This window comes from Frateuria sp., from assembly GCF_035943815.1.
Lineage (GTDB): Bacteria > Pseudomonadota > Gammaproteobacteria > Xanthomonadales > Rhodanobacteraceae > Frateuria_A.
In genome coordinates this window covers 82,575-99,842 of sequence record NZ_DASZBU010000003.1, presented here as the reverse complement: position 1 = coordinate 99,842, position 17,268 = coordinate 82,575, and the positions used below count along the sequence as shown (strand labels likewise).

Below are 17,268 nucleotides of genomic sequence, written 5' to 3'. Positions count from 1 at the left end.
ACGAGCAGGGCTCGACCTCGGGGCGTAAGACGGGCATGTTTATGCAGGTTCATCCGGGGCTCCTGGTGTGCTGGTTGGGTCGCACCTCCAGAATCCCGGGATCGCCCCGGGTGAACAACCTACTGAGAGATCACAACTAGCGATGCAGCGCCACCTGGCGGAACTCGGTGGGCGTGCGCCCGTACATCTTCTGGAACGCCGCGCTGAAGTGGCTGTGGCTGGAGAAGCCAAGATCGGTGCCGAGCGCGGCGAGGTCCCCGCAGTCGCGCAGCAGGTCCAGCGCGCGCGCCAGCCGCAGCCGCAACTGGTAGCGGTAAAGCGGCACGCCTTCGACCTGCCGGAAGGCCTGGGTGAGGTAGACCGCCGATACGCCGACCTCCGCCGCCACGTCGGCGAGCGTCCAGCGCCTGGCCAGGTCGCGCGCCAGCACCAGCTTGGCGCGATCGACCAGACGCTGGCGCCCCTGGCTGGAGCCGGCCGCGTGCGTGGTGCGTGGCGCCAGCGCGCGGTGCACCAGGGTCAGTGCCAAGCTCTCGCCCTCCAGCGGCTCGGCGACGCCCTCCTGCAGCGAGTGGCGCAGCAGCGCGACCAGCACCTGCGCGCGGGGGTCGATGCGCAGGCGCGGCTGGCCGAAGCGCAGCGGCTCGTCCGACGCCAGCAGCGCGGCCGGTGCAAGCTCGCGCAGCAGCGCCTCGTCGACGGCCACCGACAGGCTGGCGTCGCCGCCCGGATTCGGATGGCTGATCTGGTAGCCCTCGCCCGCATTGAAGAACAACACCTGGCTGGCGTCGGCCACCGCCTCCTCCGCGCCGACGTGGCGCACGTAGGTGCCGCGATAGGGAAAGACCAGATGCGTGCGATCGGTTCGCTCGATCGCGCTCCGATGCCGGCAACTGCCAGCGCACACCACGTCGCGCACCTCGACCAGGGGTGTTGCGAGCAGGCAATCGATCTTGAAGTCGGACATGGCGCAATGGGACGGTGGGAAGGCCGTGTCGATTCTGCCTCCATCCACCCGTCTTCCGTGGAAGGCGGGTTTCGTCCCTGGCGCCTGAAAACCCCCGGACGGCGTACGCAATGCACGCCGCCCGGCAGCAGGGCTCAGGCTTGCGGCTCACCGCAGTGGCACGGGCGACCGGCGGCGCAGCCGCAGCCGCAGCCGGACTGCGTGGCGGGCGCGGCCTGGCAGCCACAGGCGCAGGTGGCACCGGCGCAGTCGGTGCAACGGCAGGCGAAGGTGTCGATGGCGTTCATGGTGATGTCCTCGTTGGTTTCGGTAGGGATACGGATGTTTGCTCCGTGGCGCCATTCTCTGCGCCACCCCTACCGGACGCTTGAATCGAAGGGCTAACCTTCGGTCCTGCCCATGCGGAGACCCGCCATGCCCCCCGCCCTGCCCGCCGCTGCTGCCGCACCCCGCCGTGGCCTCGCCGGCGTCGGGCGTGTGCTGCTGTGGAACGGCGGCAGCGTGTGGATCGGCCGCGACACCGGCCAGATGCAGCCGCACAGCCACCACGGCATCCAGATCACGCTGGCGTCGGCGTTGCCTGTGCGGATCCGCGCCGCTGCCGAGGACAGGTGGTACGAGACTCTTGCTGCCATCGTGATGCCTGACCGGCCGCACCTGTTCGACGGCTGTGGCCACCCGGTGGCGACAGTGTTCGTCGAGCCGGAGACACTCGCCGGCCGCGCACTGCTCGCCCGCTACGGTCAACGCGACGTAAGCCTGCTCGACGACCACGGTCTCGCCCAACGGGCGGCGGCCTTGCATGCGGTGTTCGAGGCGAAGGGAACGGACCAGGCACTGGTGGCCGCTGCACAGCAGGCGGTCGAGCACCTCGCGTCCATCCCTGCCGCATACGATGCCGTCGACCCCCGCATCACCGCGGTGCTGGAACGCGTCCGTGAGCGCTCCGAGGCCCCGCTGACCCTCGCCCAGGCGGCCTCCCTGGCCCACCTGTCGCCCAGCCGCTTCCGCCACCTGTTCGTCGCGCAGACCGGCATCTCCTTCCGCGCCTACCTGCTGTGGGCGCGCGTGGGCCTGGCGATGGCGCGCGGCCTGACGGACGCCTCGTGGACCGACGCGGCCCAGCTGGCCGGCTTCGCCGACTCGGCCCACCTCAGCCGCACCTGCCGGCGGATGTTCGGCGTGGCACCGACCATGCTGGTGCCCGAGGGCAGGGAAGGTTCGGGAAGACAGCAGAATCGGCCAGCCGCAGTCCCGCTGCCGCGCCATAGCGGGCGCATCCGACAGGCATGAGGTTGTCGTCGGTCGCGCGCTTCACCCGGCTCGTTGCCGGATCCATGTCGATGCGATCGGCGAATACACCGTGTATGAGCCTGGCCCTGGCGGCGTCGCCCGTGACCGTTGTGCAGGCGGGCGTCGCCGCGAGATCCGTTTCGCTGGCGTGACGTCCCGCCCTCTCGGCCACCCTTTCAGCTGGCGATCGGCAGGGCCGCGTCGTGGAAGAACGCCTGCACGTCGGCCAGTTCGCGCGTGCGCGGCATCGGCGGCAGGCTGGCGAGGAACAGGCGGCCATAGCCCTTGGTGGTCAGGCGCGGGTCGCACAGCATCAGCACGCCGCGGTCGTGCACGTCGCGGATCAGCCGGCCCGCGCCCTGCTTGAGCGCGATTGCGGCCGCGGGCACCTGCCAGCCCATGAAGGGGTTGATGCCCGATTGCTCCAGCGCATCCAGCCGCGCCTGGAGTACCGGGTCGTCGGGCGCCGCGAAAGGCAGCTTGTCGATCACCACCACGCTGAGCGCATCGCCGGCCACGTCGACGCCTTCCCAGAAACTCGCGGCACCGAGCAGCACGCCGTGGCCGCTGGCGCGGAAGTCCTGCAGCAGTTGGTGGCGCGGCACGCTGCCTTGCACGAACAGCGGCCAGGGCACCCGGTCGGCGAGCAGCTCCGCCGCCCGGCGCAGTGCGCGGTGCGAGGTGAACAACAGGAAGGCGCGGCCATGGGAGGCTTCGAGCACCGGCAACGCGGCGTCGATCACTCGCTCGGTATGGTCGCGTGCACTGGGATCGGGCAGGCCCGCCGGCAGGTAGCAGAGCGCCTGGCTCGCATAGTCGAAGGGGCTGTCCAGGTGCAGTGCCTGCGGATCGTCCAGGCCCAGCTGACGAGCGAAGTGGTCGAAGCTGCCGGCGACCGAGAGCGTGGCCGAGGTGTGGATCCATGCCGCCTGGGTGCGCTCGCGCATGGCGCGCAACGGCGCGGCCAGGTCCAGCGGCGTGGCATGCAGGGCGAAGCCGCGCGGGAACAGCTCGTACCAGCGCACGTCCTGCTCGCCGCCGCCCTCGGCGATGCGGTCCAGCCGTTCGGTGAGCACGGCAGCGCGTTCGTGCACGTTGGCCAGGCCGCGCGAGCGCTCGGCCTGCGAGGCGAGCAGGTCGGTGAAGGCGGCGAGCAGCTCGCCCAGGTCGCGCAGACCTTCATGCGTGGCCGGCAGCCCGTCCAGTTGCTGGAACGGGCCGCGCACGGGCAGCGGCTCCATCGCCAGGCGCAGGCGACGCAATGCGTCCTGCAGGGCCTCGGCCGGCTCCAGCAGCAGGCCGATGGCACCGGTGACGCCGTTGCATTCGCGCAATGCGTCGGCGGCGAGGTCGGCGAGCTGGCGCGCGCTGACGCTCCGGGAGAAGAATTGCCCTGCGAGCTCGGGCACCTGGTGCGCCTCGTCGAGGATGAAGGCGCCGGCGCCGGGCAGGATCTCGCCGAAGCCTTCCTGCTTGAGCGCCAGGTCGGCGAACAGCAGGTGGTGGTTGACCACCACCAGGTCCGCCTCCTGCGCTTCGCGGCGCGCCTTGACGACGTGGCAGTCCTCGAAGAACGGGCATTCCACGCCCAGGCAGTTCTCCGGCGTGGAGGTGACCCGCGGCCATAGCGGCGACTCCTCCGGCACCTCGGCCAGTTCCATGCGGTCGCCGGCGAGGGTGCGCGCCGACCAGGCGCGGATGGCGGCCAGGTGCGAGGCTTGCGTGCGCTCGAAGGTGCCGCCCTCGCGCACGGTCTGGTCCAGCCGGTGCAGGCAAAGGTAGTTGGCGCGCCCCTTCAGCAGCGCGGCCTTGCCGCGCGAGCCGAGCACCGCGCGCACCTTCGGCAGGTCGCGGAAGTAGAGCTGGTCCTGCAGCGCCTTGGTGCCGGTGGAGACAATCACCCGCTCCCCCGAAAGCAACGCGGGGACGAGGTAGGCATAGGTCTTGCCGGTGCCGGTGCCGGCCTCGGCGATCAGCGTGTCGCGGTGCTCGATCGCGTCGGCGACCGCGCGCGCCATCGCCTGCTGGGCCAGGCGCGGGGCGAAGTTGGGCAGTTCGCGGGCGAACGGGCCGTCGGCGCCGAGCAGCGCGCCGATGTCGTCGGGATCGGTCATCGCGCAAGTATCGCCGAGGTGCCAGCCATGCGCACTGGCAGGCGCGGCGGCACGGGCGCACCATGGCCGCACTTCAACCATGGGGAGCGGCACGATGGCGATCGAGCTGAAGATGCTGGTGTGGAGCGTGATCCTGGGCCTGGTGCAGATCGGCATCGCGGCCATCGCCTCGGTTGGCCAGCGCAGCCTGGGCTGGGCGGCCAGCGCTCGCGACCAGGAAGGAGCGCCATTGACCGGCGTGGCCGGCCGGCTGGACCGGGCGCGCGGCAATTTCCTTGAGACTTTCGCATTCTTCGCCGCGCTGGTGCTCGCGGTGGTGGCGATGGGTCGGCAGGACGCGAGCAGCGCGCTGGGCGCCCAGCTGTATTTCTGGGCGCGGCTGGTCTACGTGCCGGTGTATGCCGCAGGCATCCCCTACCTGCGCACGCTGGTGTGGGCGGTGAGCATCGTCGGCATCGTGCTGTTGCTCAAGGCGGCGCTCTGAACGCCCCGCACGGGGCGCGCTGACGACCCTCCCCCGCGGGAGGGATCGTCCTCAGTAGCGCGGCACGCCTTCCTTGTGGCATGCCTGCACGCCCTTGCGGGCGCCGGCGGCGCCCGCCTCGTCGCCGGCCAGCAGGCGCATCTCCACGATGGTCTGCCAGTTGCGCGCGCACAGCGGCCCCAGCTGGGGCCCGAGCGACCAGGACTGCCGCGCCAGGCGTTCGGCGGTGGCGTAGTCGTGCAGGCGCACGGCGATCTCGGCGCGGTCCTGCAGCAGGTCGGGCGAGTCGGGAGCGAGCTTCAGCGCGTGGTCGAGCGTGGCCGCGGCGTCCGCATAGCGGCCGGCGCGCTCGTCCGCCTGTGCGGCATCCTGCATGCCGCCGATGCCGGGGTCGCGCAGCGGCGCCACGTCGATCACCGACTTCTCGCGTGCGCCCGCGGCGCGGATCGCGGCGACCCGGTCGTAGCTGGGGGGCGCCGGCCTCTGCTCCTGCGGTGGCGCGTTGAAGCAGCCGGCCAGGAGAAGCGCGGCCAGCGTGGTGGAGGCGAAACGGAAGCGTGCAGCGGGGTACATCGTCAGTGAGTCTCAGGGTTGCGTGGTGGCGGCGGGCGCGGGCGCATTGCCGTTGCCGCCGAAGAAGTCGCCGACGCGCTGCCAGAAGCAGCCCTCGGTGTCGGCGGGAAGCGAGCCGGCGACGACCGGGAACTGCCGCGCGCCCTGGCATTGCGGCTGCGTGGGCTTGCCGTTGGCCGGGTCGATCCAGGCCATCTGCAGGCCCTCGCCGGGCGAGCTGGGAAGCGCCTTCGTGGGCAGGTGGCGGAACAGGTCCTGCCAGGCGCGCAGGCCGCCGGTGGCGCCGAACAGGCTGGTCGGCTTGTTGTCGTCGCGGCCCATCCAGAACACCGCCAGGTGCGAGCCGGTGAAGCCGGAGAACCAGCTGTCGCGCAGGTCGTTGCTGGTGCCGGTCTTGCCGGCGGCATTGAGCCAGGCCAGCGACGATTCGCCCAGGCTGTGCGCGGTGCCGTACTCGGCCACCTGCTGCATCGCCCAGGTCACCAGCCGCACCGCGTCCTGGTATTCGCCCTTGCCGCTCTCGACTTCGTAGCGCTTGATGGTATGGCCGTTGCCGTCCATCACGCCGCGCACCGCCAGCAGCGGCAGCGCGTGGCCGTCGGCGGCCAGGTACTGGTATAGCTGGGCGACCTGGAAGGGCGAGAGGTCGACCGCGCCGATCAGCATCGACGGGCTGGGGTTGATGTCGGTGAACCCGAAGGATTCGAGGAACGCCTTGATCCGCGGCACGCCCACCGCCAGGCCCAGGTGGATGGTGGCCAGGTTCCACGAATGCGCCAGCGCATCGACCATCGGCACCTGGCCGTGCGAGAGGTTGTCGTCGTTGTGCGGCATCCAGGTGCTGCCGTTGGGCTGGCGCAGGGCGATCGGCGAATCGTCCAGCGGCGTGCCCAGGTTCCAGCGCGACGGGTCGGTCAGCGCGACCAGGTAGACGAACGGCTTGACCAGCGAGCCGATCGGCCGGCGCGAGTCCAGCGCGCGGTTGAAGCCGGTGTCGCCCGGCATCTTGCTGCCGACCACCGCCAGCACGTTGCCGCTGGTCGTGTCGGTGACCACGCCGGCAGCCTGCACCTTCTCGCCGCGCTTGCCCAGGCCCTTGAGCGAGGAGGCGATCGCCTGTTCCGCATAGATCTGCGCGGCCGGGTCGAGCGTGGTGAAGATCGACAGGTTGCCCTGGCTCAAGGTGTCGTTGTCGAAGTCGCTGGTGATCTGCGCGCGCACCAGCTGCATGAAGGCCGGGAAGCGGTTGTGCGGCAGCTGCGCGTTGGACGCGATGTCCAGCGGCGCGGCCTGCGCGGCATTCGCCTGGTTGGCGTCGATCAGGCCGGTGTCGTAGAACTCCTTCAGCACCAGGTTGCGCCGCGCCAGCGCGCGCTCGGGAAAGCGGCGCGGGTCGTAGTAGCTCGGGCCCTTGACCATGCCAACCAGCAGCGCGATCTCCTGCGGACGCAGGTCCTCCATGCGCCGGCCGAAATAGAATTCAGCGCCCGCGGCGAAGCCGTGCACCGCCTGGCTGCCCTGCTGGCCGAGGAAAACCTCGTTGATGTAGGCCTCCAGGATGCGGTCTTTGGAGTAGTGCGCCTCGATCAGCAGCGACAGCAGCGCCTCGTTGAACTTGCGCACGATGGTCTGGTTGCGGTCCAGGAACAGGTTGCGCACCAGCTGCTGGGTCAGCGTGGAGCCGCCCTGCACGGTGTGGCCGGCCCGCAGGTTGGCGAACGCCGCGCGCAGGATGGCGGTGAAATCCAGCCCGATGTGGTGCTTGAAGTCGCGGTCCTCCACCGCCTGCAGGCCCCTGACCAGCAGCGGCGGCACGTCGGCCAGGTGCACGATGCGCCGCTCTTCCTGCTGCGCGCCGTAGACGGTGGCGATGCGCGCGGGGTCCAGGTGGGCGAGCTTGATCGGCGCACCGCTGGCCAGATCCGTCACCGATTCGACCTCGCCCTTGCCCAGCGTCACGCGGATGCGCTTGGGCAGTTCGCCGCCGTCGGGGCCGGCGTAGCCGCGCGAGGAGATCAGGTAACGGCTGCCTTCGCGGGTCCAGCTACCGGGCACCTTGCCGCTGGCGTCGCGGGTGTAGCCGGCGAAGGTCAGCTCAAGCTCCAGTGCCGATGGCGACATCGGCACGCCCGGCGCAAGCTCCAGCGGGCGGGCATACACGCGCGTGGGCACGGCGAAGACCAGTTCGTTGAAGCGGTCCTGCACGCGCTTGTTGAGGATCAGCGTGTACGGCAGCAGGAAACCCAGCCCGAGTCCCAGCACGACCCAGAACGGAATGCGCAGCAAGCGCCAGCTGTGGCGCGCAAGCGCGCCCATGCGATCGATCAGTGCCAAGGCGGGAGACCTGGATCCTAAGGTGACGCCGATGATAGGGCGTCCTTCCCCGCGCGCATCTGAACGCAGACCTGCGCAAGTGGCTTGCCACGGGCGCGGTGGTGGCTCCCGGATGGCGGGGATGCCCGGGGACCTCGCAAGGCACCATTCGCCCTGCCGCGTTTCCCGTAAACGGGGAGGATCGGAAACCCTCATCGGAGTCCTTCCGCCGCGAACGCGGGGTGCTCGGGATGTGCGGGCGAAGCTTCCGGTCGGAGCTGCGCTACGGCCGCCAGCAACCCGCATCGGGCCGGAACGGGCGCGGGTGGACGCCGAGCCATGCCTCCAGCTCGGTATTGTCGGCCACCAGATCCTGCTCCAGGCGCGCGAGCGGTCCGCGCAGGCGCGGTGCGGCATGGCGGCCCAGGCGCAGCAGCCAGGCCGGCAGCGGCAGCGGCAACGTCGCCACCGGCAGGCTTCGTTGCACGCGGGCGAACATCTCGCCCGCGCTCAGCCGCTCGCCGCCACCGAGCATGAGTACGCGGTTGGCCGGGCGCTCGATCGCGGCGATCGCGGCCTGCGCGATGTCGTCGGCGTGCACGGGCTGGCGCAGGCCGCGACCGGCCGGGCGCGGAAAGACGCGCGTACGCATCGCCTGCCGCGCGATCGGAGTGAGACTCTTGTCGCGGCCGGCGCCATAGATCAGCGTGGGGCGCAGCACGGTCCAGGCACAACCGAGTCGGGCACAGGCCGCGGCCAGTTCCGTCTCGCCCTGGGCAAGCTGGCGGGCGATCTCCCGCTCGGCGGGTACGTCCGAGGCGGCCTTGCTCTGGGCGCTCATCGAGCTGGTGGCGACGACGCACGGCGCATCCGCCGGCGCCGCCGATGCGAGCCAGCGGGCGAACGGCTGCAATGGACCGAAGCTGACCACGGCGCGCAGCGGCGGCAACGCAGGCACCCCGTCGGGAAGGCTGCCCCGGACCCAGCACAACCCGTCGCCGTCGGGGTGCGAGTGGCGACTCACGGCAAGCACCGATTCGCCGCGCGCACGCAGGCGCGGCAGCAGGAAATGGCCGATCTGGCCGCTGGCCCCGAATACTGCAATGGTCACGCAGGCGCGCTCAGCGGCCCGACTGCAGCCGCAGCGAAAGCTCGCGCACGCGTGCCTGATAGGGCGCGAGCTTGCGCGCCTGGTCGATCGACTGTGCCGCGTTGGCGCGGTCGCCGCTGTCGAGTTGCCGCTCGGCCTGGTCAAGCCAGGCGTCGACCAGCCGCCCGCGCAGCACGCCGGCGGTCGAGTCGCCCGGCGAGAGGTCGCCGAGCGCGCCGATCAATTCATTGGCCTTGGCCAGGTTGCCAGCGGCCAGCGCTTGGTTGAACTGCTGGATGACCAGGCCGGGAAGATCCTGCAGCCCCTGCAGCGCGGCCTGGTTGTTGCCGTCGACGGCCAGCGCGTTGCGGTACAGGTCGTAGGCGCTCTCGCCGGGCGGCAGCATGATCTGGCCGCTGGTAGCCGCCTGGCGCGCACGGTGGACCAGTTCGGCGACTTGATCGATCTGTTCGGGGGTCAATACGGGAGGCGGCGGTGCCGGCGGTTCGGCCGCCGGTGCGGGTGCCGCAGGCGCGCCCTTCGCGGACAGATTGGCCGGTGCGCGTGCGGCGGGTGCGCTCGCGCTGCGCAGCCGGGCACGGGCAGCGAGCAGGTCGGCGGACTTGGGCGCCAGCGCCTCGGCCTGGTCCAGCAAGCTGGACGCCTGTGCCGTGTCGTCGGCGTCGAGCGCGGCGTTGGCCTGCACGACCAGCGCCTGCGCGACCTGGCCCAGGCCTTCGCGCACCTGCGCATTGCCTGGATCGATCGCCTGCGCGGCCTTGAAGTGCGCCAGCGCGGTGTCGTCGCCGCTGCCGGCGATGCGGCCGTCGCGCAAGGCCTGCTGGCCCTGCGAGATCGCCGCCAGCAGTGCGCCGTTACCCTGCTGCTGCGCCTGCGCGAGCGCCGCGCGCAGCGCCGGCAGGTCGCCGTAGGTGGGCAACAGCGCGGCAAGCTGGTCGATCGTGGCCGAGGCGGTGTTGGGGTCGCCGTTGGCCAGCGCCGCGCGCACCTGCGTGGCAAGGCCTGCGCCGACCTGGTCCAGGCCGTGCCTGGCGACGGCGTTGTTCGGATCGGCAGCCAGCATGCGCTGGTACAGCACGCCGGCGCCGTCGGCGCCGGTGAGCTTGCCGGCGGCGAGGGCCTGCTGGGCCTGCGCCACCAGCCCGTCGGCCGGCACGGCGGCGCCGCGCGCCTGCTGGATCATGCGATCGAGCCGGTCGACGTCGCTGCCGCCGCCGAGCAGTTCGCGCGCGACGGCGAGTTCCTGCTGCGCCTCGTCAAGATGGCCGGCGCGGTAGGCGGTGTCGGCGCGGGAGAGCTCGGCCATGCCGACCTGGTGCAGGCCGTCGCGCGCGCGGTCGTTGTCCGGCTCCAGCGCACGCGCGGACTGGTAGAGCTCGCGCGCGCTGGTGCCGTCGGCGCCGTCCAGGTGGCCGTCGCGCAACGCAGCGTCGGCGCGGCTCAGCACGTCATTGAGCTCGGTGCGCGGGACCATGTCGCGCAGGCTGCTCTGGTACTGGCGCAGGGTCCACACGCCGCCGGCCAGAAGCAGCACGAGCACTGCCACGATCACGTGCCATGCACGCAGGCGTGCATGGTGGCGGCGCACCGGAGCGCTGCGTCGCGGCGCCTCGAAATTGATCTGGGGCAGGCGGTCGTCCGGATCGTCCGCACGCGAGCGCGGTGCGTCCAGGTCGCGCAGATTGCCCAGCGTGGGTTCGGTGCGCCCGTCCCGGCTCCCATCTTGGCTATGGTGGTCTTTGCGTCCGCTCATGGTCCCAAGCTGTCCTGGCAACGCCCGCAGCTTAGCATCGCGAACCTGGCGCGCCGGGCCGCGATGACGCGGCGTTCAGCTTGCGCTGACGCGCCGCGCTTCCACCACATTGGGCAGCGCAACCAGCCTGCCCAGCAACGCGGAAAGCTGCTCGAAATCGCGCACGCGCAGGGTGAAGCGCATTTCCACCTCGCCGGTGCGTCCCTCCAGCCGGCTCGAGGACGCAACGATCGGCGTACCCACGTTGCTGATCAGGCTGGTGACGTCTTTCTGCAGGCCCTTGCGGTCGAAACCGTGCAGCTCGATGTCCACCTGGTAGGACTGCGCGCTGGCACGCCCCCACTCCACCTCGATGACGCGGTCCGGGTCGCGGCGCGCCAGCCGCGCCAGGCTCGCGCAATCGGCGCGGTGCACCGAGACCCCGCGACCCTTGGTGATGAAGCCGCGCACGCTGTCGCCCGGCAACGGCTGGCAGCAGCGTGCGAGCACCGTGAGCAGGTTGCCCACGCCCTCGATGCGCAAGGCGCCGTGGTCGTGGACGGCATGCCGCGCCACGGCTGGCGCCGGCGCGGGCGTCGGCTCGACCGGATGCGCCGCCTCCTGCAGCACGCGGGCGATCTGGCCGGCGCTGACCTCGCCCAGCGCGAGCGCGACCAGCAGCTCCTCGTGGGTCTTCAGGTGGAAGTGCGCGGGCAGCCTCGACAGGTCGGCCGCGGGCAGCGCCAAGCGCTTGAGCTCGCGCTCCAGCAGCGCGCGGCCGGCCGCGAGGTTGGCATCGTGGGCGATGCGGCGGAACCAGCTGCGCGCCTTCTCGCGGGCGCGGCTGGTGTTCAAGTAGCCGTGGTGCGGCGAGAGCCAGTCGCGACTGGGCTCGGCGTTCTTGGCGGTGACGATCTCCACGCGGTCGCCGCTGCGCGGCTGGTGGGTCAGCGGCACGATGCGCCCGTTGACCTTGGCGCCGCGGCAGCGATGGCCCACCTCGGTATGCACGTAATAGGCGAAGTCCAGCACCGTTGCGCCATGTGGCAGGTCGAACACCTCGCCCTTGGGCGTGAGCAGGTAGACGCGATCCTCGATCAGTTCGGTGCGCAGCTCGGCCGCCAGCTCCTCGTCGGCGCGCGGCTCGAGCAGCTTGCGCATCCAGGCGATCTTCGCCTCGAATTCCGCATCTGCGCCGCCGCCTTCCTTGTAACGCCAGTGCGCCGCGACGCCCAGTTCGTTGTCGCGGTGCATGGCGTGGGTGCGGATCTGCACCTCCAGCGTCTTGCCCTGCGGCCCGATCACCGCCGTGTGCAGCGAGCGGTAGCCGTTGCCCTTGGGGCGCGCGAGGTAGTCGTCGAACTCGCGCGGCAGGTGCTGCCACTGCGCGTGCACCACGCCCAGCGCGGCATAGCAGTCGGCGACGCTGTCGACCAGGATGCGCACGGCGCGGATGTCGTACAGGTCGGCGAAGTCCAGCTCCTTGCGCTGCATCTTCTTCCAGATGGAATAGATGTGCTTGGGACGCCCGGCGAGATCGGCCTGGATGCCGGCATCGCGCAATGCCGCGCCCAGCTCGGCCAGCACCTGGGCGATGAACGCCTCGCGGTCGGCGCGCCGCTCGTCGAGCAGGCGCGCGATGCGCTTGTAGGTGTCCGGCTCGAGGTGGCGGAAGGCGAGGTCCTCCAGTTCCCATTTCAGCTGCCAGATGCCCAGGCGATTGGCGAGCGGCGCATGGATGTCGCGGGTGAGCCTGGCCAGCGCCATGCGCTCGTCTTCGGGCAAGGCCGCCGCGCCGCGCATCCTGGCCAGTTGCCGCGCCAGCAGCACGAACACCACGCGCAGGTCGCGGATGATCGCCAGCAGCAGCCGGCGCAGGCCCTCGGACGTGCCCGCCGCGCGCTGGGCATGCAATGCCCAGACCTTCTGCGCGGCGAGCTGGCCCTCGACCAGGCGCCGCAACTCCACCGGCAGGCTGCCGGCGCGCGCCTCCCACGCCGACGGATCGCGCCGGGCCAGCTCGAACCACACCGCCGCGGCCTGCGTCTGCGCGTCGCAGCCGAGCATCGCGAGCAGGTCGAGCACGTCCGCGCACTCGGTCTCGCTGGCCGGCGCACACGCATCCAGCGCCCCCGCGAGCAGCGGCGAGGCAGCCGCGCGCGCCTGCCATTGCGCGAGGCGGGTGGATACGGAGCGGGAGGATGGGGCCATGGCGACTACCTTCTGGGCGTCCATTCTAGGACGGGGCCAGGGCGCCCGCTCGGACGAGGGAGCGGCACGCGCCTCGCGGGCGAAGCGGTGCCCGGCGGAAGGAACCCACCGTGCCGATGGCCGCGTTGTCCGCATGCTGGCGCCGCCATCGTTCGAGCGCCGACTCCCTTGCGCGTCGGGCTAGCGCGATCCCGCGGCCTGCACTTCTTCCAGCGCCTTGGCCAGCCGCTTGGCGGACACCGGTTCGGCCGTCTTGAGCTCCTGCGCGAACAGCGACACGCGCCATTCCTCGATCAGCCAGCGCAGTTCGTCCAGGTCGCCCGCACCGGCCGCCTGCTGCCTGAGGTATTCGCGCCAGTACGGCAACACCTGCAGCATGCGCTGCTGATCCCTGGCGGGGTCCTGGCGCAGGCGCTCGGCGCGCAGGCGCATCGCCTTGAGGTAGCGCGGATAGTGCGCCAGGCGCGCGGTCGGCAGTTCGCGGGCAAAGCCGGGCGCGAGCAGCGCGTCCAATTGCTCGCGCAGATCGTCGTAGCTGGCGCGGGCGAAACCGATCAGGGGCGGCTGCAGCCAGGGCTTGAGCTCGGCCTGCGCCTCGATGGCCGGCTCGACCAGCTTGAGCCGCTCGACGGCGGCGCCGAACAGCTCGCGCGCCAGCGCGGCGCGCAGCGCCTCGAACTCGCCCGCCATGCGCGCATCGAGACCGTGCGTGGCCAGCAGATCGGCGAAACCGCCTTCGGCCAGGTCCTCGCGCAGCGATTCGACGCTGCCCAGCGGGGCGTACTTGAGCGACAGCGCATTGGCGATCGGCAGCCGCCGGCGCACCTGTCTCATCTCGCTGGCCAGCGCGTTGCGCAGCAACCGCTCGACGCCCTTGACGTGCGCCGCACGCGCCTCGTCGCCGCGTTCGAACACGCGCAGCGCCACCGCCTCGCCCAGATCCACCAGCGCCGGGAATGCCGTGAGGCCGCCCTCGGAGCGCACCTGCGCCGGGATTTCCTCGAAGTCCCAGCGGGTGACGTCCTCGCGGATCAGCTCCACGTCGGTCTTGCGCGAGAAAGCTTCGCGGGCCTGGTTCTCCCACTGCGCGCGCAGGGCGGCCAGATCGCGTCCGGTGGCCAGCGTCTTGCCGCGCTCGTCGTGCAGGCGGAAGCGCATCTTCAGGTGCATCGGCAGTTCGACCGCGGCGAATTCCGCCGGCGGCGCCTCGGCGCCGGTGGCACGCTTGAGGAAGGCGGCGAGCGCCTCGGCCAGCGGCTGGTCGCGCGGCGCCTCGGCCTCGGCGAAGGCGCGCGCGAAATCGGGCGCCGGCACGAAGTTGCGCCGCAGCGCCTTGGGCAGTCCGCGGATCAGCTCCGCCGCCTTGTCGGCCAGCAGGCCCGGCACCAGCCATTCGCAGCGTGCGGCCGGCAACGCGTTGAGCATCGCCAGCGGCAGCTGCAGGGTGACGCCGTCGGCCTCGTCGCCGGGGACGAAGCGGTATTCGAGCTTGTAGCGTTGTGAGCCCGCCGGCGACCCGACTGCGGATTCAGGCGCGATGTCGAGCGTGGCGGGAAAGGCCTTCGGGTCCAACCCGGCGCCGCCGGCCATCACCTCCTCCAGCGACCAGCGCAGCGCGGCCTGCTCGGCGGGACGCGCACGGCCGTACCAGGCATCGAGCGCTCGACTGCTGGCGATATCCTGCGGCAGCTTGCCTTCGAAGAAACCGGCCAGTTCCTCCTCGCCGCGCACCAGGCCTTCACGGCGCTGCTTGGCCTCGATCTCGTGCGCCTGCGCGAGCACGCGCTGGTTGGCGCGCACGAAGTCGGCGCGGGCATCGAGGTCGCCACGCGCCAGCGCCTCGCGCAGGAAGATCGCGTGGGCGAGCGCCGGGTCCTGCTGCTGGAACGTGACCGGCCGGCGCTCGACCAGGGTCAGGCCGAACAGACTGACCTGCTCGTAGGCCACTACCGCGCCGCGCTTGCGCGACCAGTGCGCGTCGCGGCAGCTGGCTTTCGTCAGGTGCGCGGCCTGCTGCTCGATCCACAGCGGCTCGACGCGCGCGCAACTCATGCCCCACACGCGGCCGCCGACGTCCAGGATCTGCGCGGCGAAGATCCAGGCAGGCGGAACCTTGGCCAGCGCCGAACCGGGAAAGACCTGGAAGCGGCGCTCGCGGGTGGAGCGGTAGATGCCCTTCTCGTCCTTGTGGCCGACCTGGGTGGGCAGGCCGGCCAGCAGGGAGCGGTGGATCGCTTCAAAAAGACGCGCAGCGTCTTTTTCTTCGATAACCCGCTCTTCGCGTTCGCCTCCTGCCCCCCCCGGGGAGAGAATTGAGGTGAGGGGCCGGGGCTCGCCACGAGGCAGCCTTTCGCGTCCGCTCCCGCTCCCCTCCGGGGAAAGGGCTGTGGTGAGGGGTCGGGACTCGCCTTGAACTTTCCTGGCGCGACGGGGCGCTGGCGCTTCACTGCGCAAAGGCCTCCCCCTCTCCCCAACCCTCTCCCCCGGCGGGGCCGGGGGAGAGGGGTCCTGCCTTACGCCAGCGTCGAGCTTCCAGCCCAGTTCCGCCACGACCAGCAACAACTGCCGGTGCAATTCGCGCCACTCGCGCATGCGCAGGAACGACAGGAAATGCCGCCCGCACCAGTCGCGCAGCTTCGATTGGGTGAGTTCCTCGTGCGCCTTGGTGTATTCGCGCCACAGGTTGAGCACGCCGACGAAGTCGGATTTCGGATCGGCGAATGCCGCATGCGCCGCATCGGCCTGCTGGCGCGCATCGGCCGGCCGCTCGCGCGGATCCTGGATCGACAGGAAGGCGACGATCACCAGCAGCTCGCGCAGGGCATGGCGCTCGTGCGCCTCGACCAGCATGCGCGCCAGCTGCACGTCGATCGGCAGCCGCGCCAGCTGGCGGCCGATGGCGGTGAGGTGGCGGCGCTCGTCGATGGCGGAGATCTCCGCCAGGCGCCGGTAGCCGTCGGCGACCATGCGCGGGTCGGGCGCTTCCAGGAACGGGAAGTCCTCCACCTCGCCGAGCCTCAGCGAGAGCATGCGCAGGATCACGTTGGCCAGCGAAGAGCGCAGCAGCTCCGGATCGGTGTAGCGCGCGCGGCTTTCGAAATCCGCCTCGTCGTACAGGCGGTAGCAGATGCCCGGCCCGATGCGGCCGCAGCGGCCCTTGCGCTGGTCGGCAGCAGCCTGCGAGACCGGCTCCACGTGCAGCCGCTCGAGCTGGCTGCGCTGGCTGTAGCGCATCACCCGTGCGCTGCCGGTATCGACCACGTAGCGGATGCGCGGCACGGTGAGCGAGGTCTCGGCCACGTTGGTGGCCAGCACGACGCGCCGCTTCGGGCCGGGCTTGAACACGCGGTCCTGGTCGGCGGCCGAGAGGCGGGCGTACAGCGGCAGCACCTCGGTCTCGCGGTACTGCCGGCGCGAGAGCAGCAGGTGCGCGTCGCGGATCTCGCGCTCGCCGGGCAGGAACACCAGCACGTCACCGGGGCCGCCGCCCAGGCTGCGGTCGGTCATGATCTCGTCCAGCGCCAGCGCGACGTGCTCGGCGCTGCCCTGTTGCACGCGGTCGGCCGCCTCGGCGGCCTGCGGCCGACGTTCGCGGCCGCCGCGCGCGCCCATGGCGTCGGCGGGCCGCCAGCGCACTTCCACCGGATAGGCGCGGCCTTCCACCGACACCACCGGCGCGTCGCCGAAGTGCTCGGCGAAGCGTGCGGTGTCGATCGTGGCCGAGGTCACGATGATCTTCAGCTCGGGCCGCTTCGCGGCGAGCCGCTTCAGGTAACCCAGCAGGAAGTCGATGTTGAGGCTGCGCTCGTGCGCCTCGTCGATGATGATCGTGTCGTAGGCGGACAGCCAGGGATCGCCCTGCGTCTCGGCAAGCAGGATGCCGTCGGTCATGAACTTGACCAGGGTTCGGTCGGACACCTGGTCGCTGAAGCGCACCTGGAAGCCGACCTGCTCGCCCAGCGCCGTGCCCAGTTCCTCGGCCACGCGCCGCGCCACCGAGCGCGCGGCCAGCCGGCGCGGCTGGGTGCAGCCGATCATGCCCGCCTCGCCGCAGCCAGCGGCCAGGCACAGCTTGGGCAGCTGGGTGGTCTTGCCCGAGCCGGTCTCGCCGGCGATCACCACGACCTGGTGCCTGCGGATGAGCTCCACGATCTCATCCGCGCGCGCGCTGATCGGCAGCGCCTCGTCCAGCGCGATCGCGGGCTTGGCCGCCGCGCGCGCCTGGCGGCGTGCGGCCGAGGCGGCGATGTCGGCCGCCAGCGCGTCGAGCTTGCTCGCGTCGGGCTGGCGCGACAGCCCGCGCCAGCGTCCCAACAACCGCCCGAAGTCGCGGCTGCAGACGCCCGCCATCGCCTCGCGCAAGGCGCGCAGGCGGGGCGCAGGGGGCGTGGAGGGTGAGGTGTCGTTCATGGGACCGCACATCATAGCTGCAGGCTATGGCGCCGATCGGAACGATTCATTTCACTCGGG

Annotated in this window: 11 protein-coding genes; 2 read left to right on the top strand and 9 right to left on the bottom strand. The window is 71.4% G+C overall.

Annotation, left to right across the window (positions count from 1 at the left end; translation table 11 throughout):
- Positions 1-136 precede the first annotated feature (136 nt).
- Both VGU65_RS01255 and VGU65_RS01250 read right to left on the bottom strand, forming a co-directional pair.
- Entirely contained in the window at positions 137-967 is an 831-nt protein-coding gene (locus VGU65_RS01255; RefSeq protein WP_327472339.1) for a helix-turn-helix transcriptional regulator, read from the bottom strand.
- 134 nt (positions 968-1,101) lie between these two features.
- Positions 1,102-1,254: a hypothetical protein gene (locus VGU65_RS01250; protein WP_327472338.1), complete on the bottom strand. Its 153-nt coding sequence runs from the start codon at positions 1,252-1,254 to the stop codon at positions 1,102-1,104.
- Between the two features lie 127 nt (positions 1,255-1,381).
- Here VGU65_RS01250 and VGU65_RS01245 point away from each other — a divergent pair, with 127 nt between their 5' ends.
- Positions 1,382-2,260 carry a helix-turn-helix transcriptional regulator gene (locus VGU65_RS01245; RefSeq protein WP_327472337.1) on the top strand — a complete coding sequence of 293 codons (879 nt, stop codon included), beginning with the start codon at positions 1,382-1,384 and terminating at the stop codon, positions 2,258-2,260.
- 176 nt (positions 2,261-2,436) lie between these two features.
- On the opposite strand, the gene yoaA is transcribed toward VGU65_RS01245, so the two are convergent.
- Positions 2,437-4,374: a DNA repair helicase YoaA gene (gene yoaA / locus VGU65_RS01240; RefSeq protein ID WP_327472336.1), complete on the bottom strand. Its 1,938-nt coding sequence runs from the start codon at positions 4,372-4,374 to the stop codon at positions 2,437-2,439.
- 94 nt (positions 4,375-4,468) lie between these two features.
- Here yoaA and VGU65_RS01235 point away from each other — a divergent pair, with 94 nt between their 5' ends.
- Positions 4,469-4,858, top strand: a complete 390-nt coding sequence (locus VGU65_RS01235; RefSeq protein ID WP_327472335.1) for an MAPEG family protein — start codon at positions 4,469-4,471, stop codon at positions 4,856-4,858.
- 51 nt (positions 4,859-4,909) lie between these two features.
- Here VGU65_RS01235 and VGU65_RS01230 read toward each other — a convergent pair whose 3' ends face one another.
- From VGU65_RS01230 to hrpA, 6 genes are all read right to left on the bottom strand, one after another.
- Positions 4,910-5,431: a tetratricopeptide repeat protein gene (locus VGU65_RS01230; RefSeq protein WP_327472334.1), complete on the bottom strand. Its 522-nt coding sequence runs from the start codon at positions 5,429-5,431 to the stop codon at positions 4,910-4,912.
- A 12-nt stretch (positions 5,432-5,443) separates the two neighbouring features.
- Positions 5,444-7,747, bottom strand: a complete 2,304-nt coding sequence (gene mrcB, locus VGU65_RS01225; protein WP_414655778.1) for a penicillin-binding protein 1B — start codon at positions 7,745-7,747, stop codon at positions 5,444-5,446.
- Between the two features lie 280 nt (positions 7,748-8,027).
- On the bottom strand, positions 8,028-8,855 hold the full coding sequence (locus VGU65_RS01220; protein WP_327472332.1) for an SDR family oxidoreductase: 828 nt from the start codon (positions 8,853-8,855) through the stop codon (positions 8,028-8,030).
- Between the two features lie 10 nt (positions 8,856-8,865).
- A complete protein-coding gene (locus VGU65_RS01215) occupies positions 8,866-10,608 on the bottom strand; it encodes a hypothetical protein (protein ID WP_327472331.1) in 1,743 nt (580 codons plus the stop codon).
- 75 nt (positions 10,609-10,683) lie between these two features.
- Complete coding sequence (locus VGU65_RS01210; protein ID WP_327472330.1) at positions 10,684-12,798, bottom strand: bifunctional (p)ppGpp synthetase/guanosine-3',5'-bis(diphosphate) 3'-pyrophosphohydrolase; 2,115 nt, start codon at positions 12,796-12,798, stop codon at positions 10,684-10,686.
- A gap of 180 nt (positions 12,799-12,978) precedes the next feature.
- Positions 12,979-17,208 (bottom strand): ATP-dependent RNA helicase HrpA, encoded by a 4,230-nt coding sequence (hrpA, locus tag VGU65_RS01205; protein WP_327472329.1) that lies wholly within the window; start codon positions 17,206-17,208, stop codon positions 12,979-12,981.
- Positions 17,209-17,268: the final 60 nt, after the last annotated feature.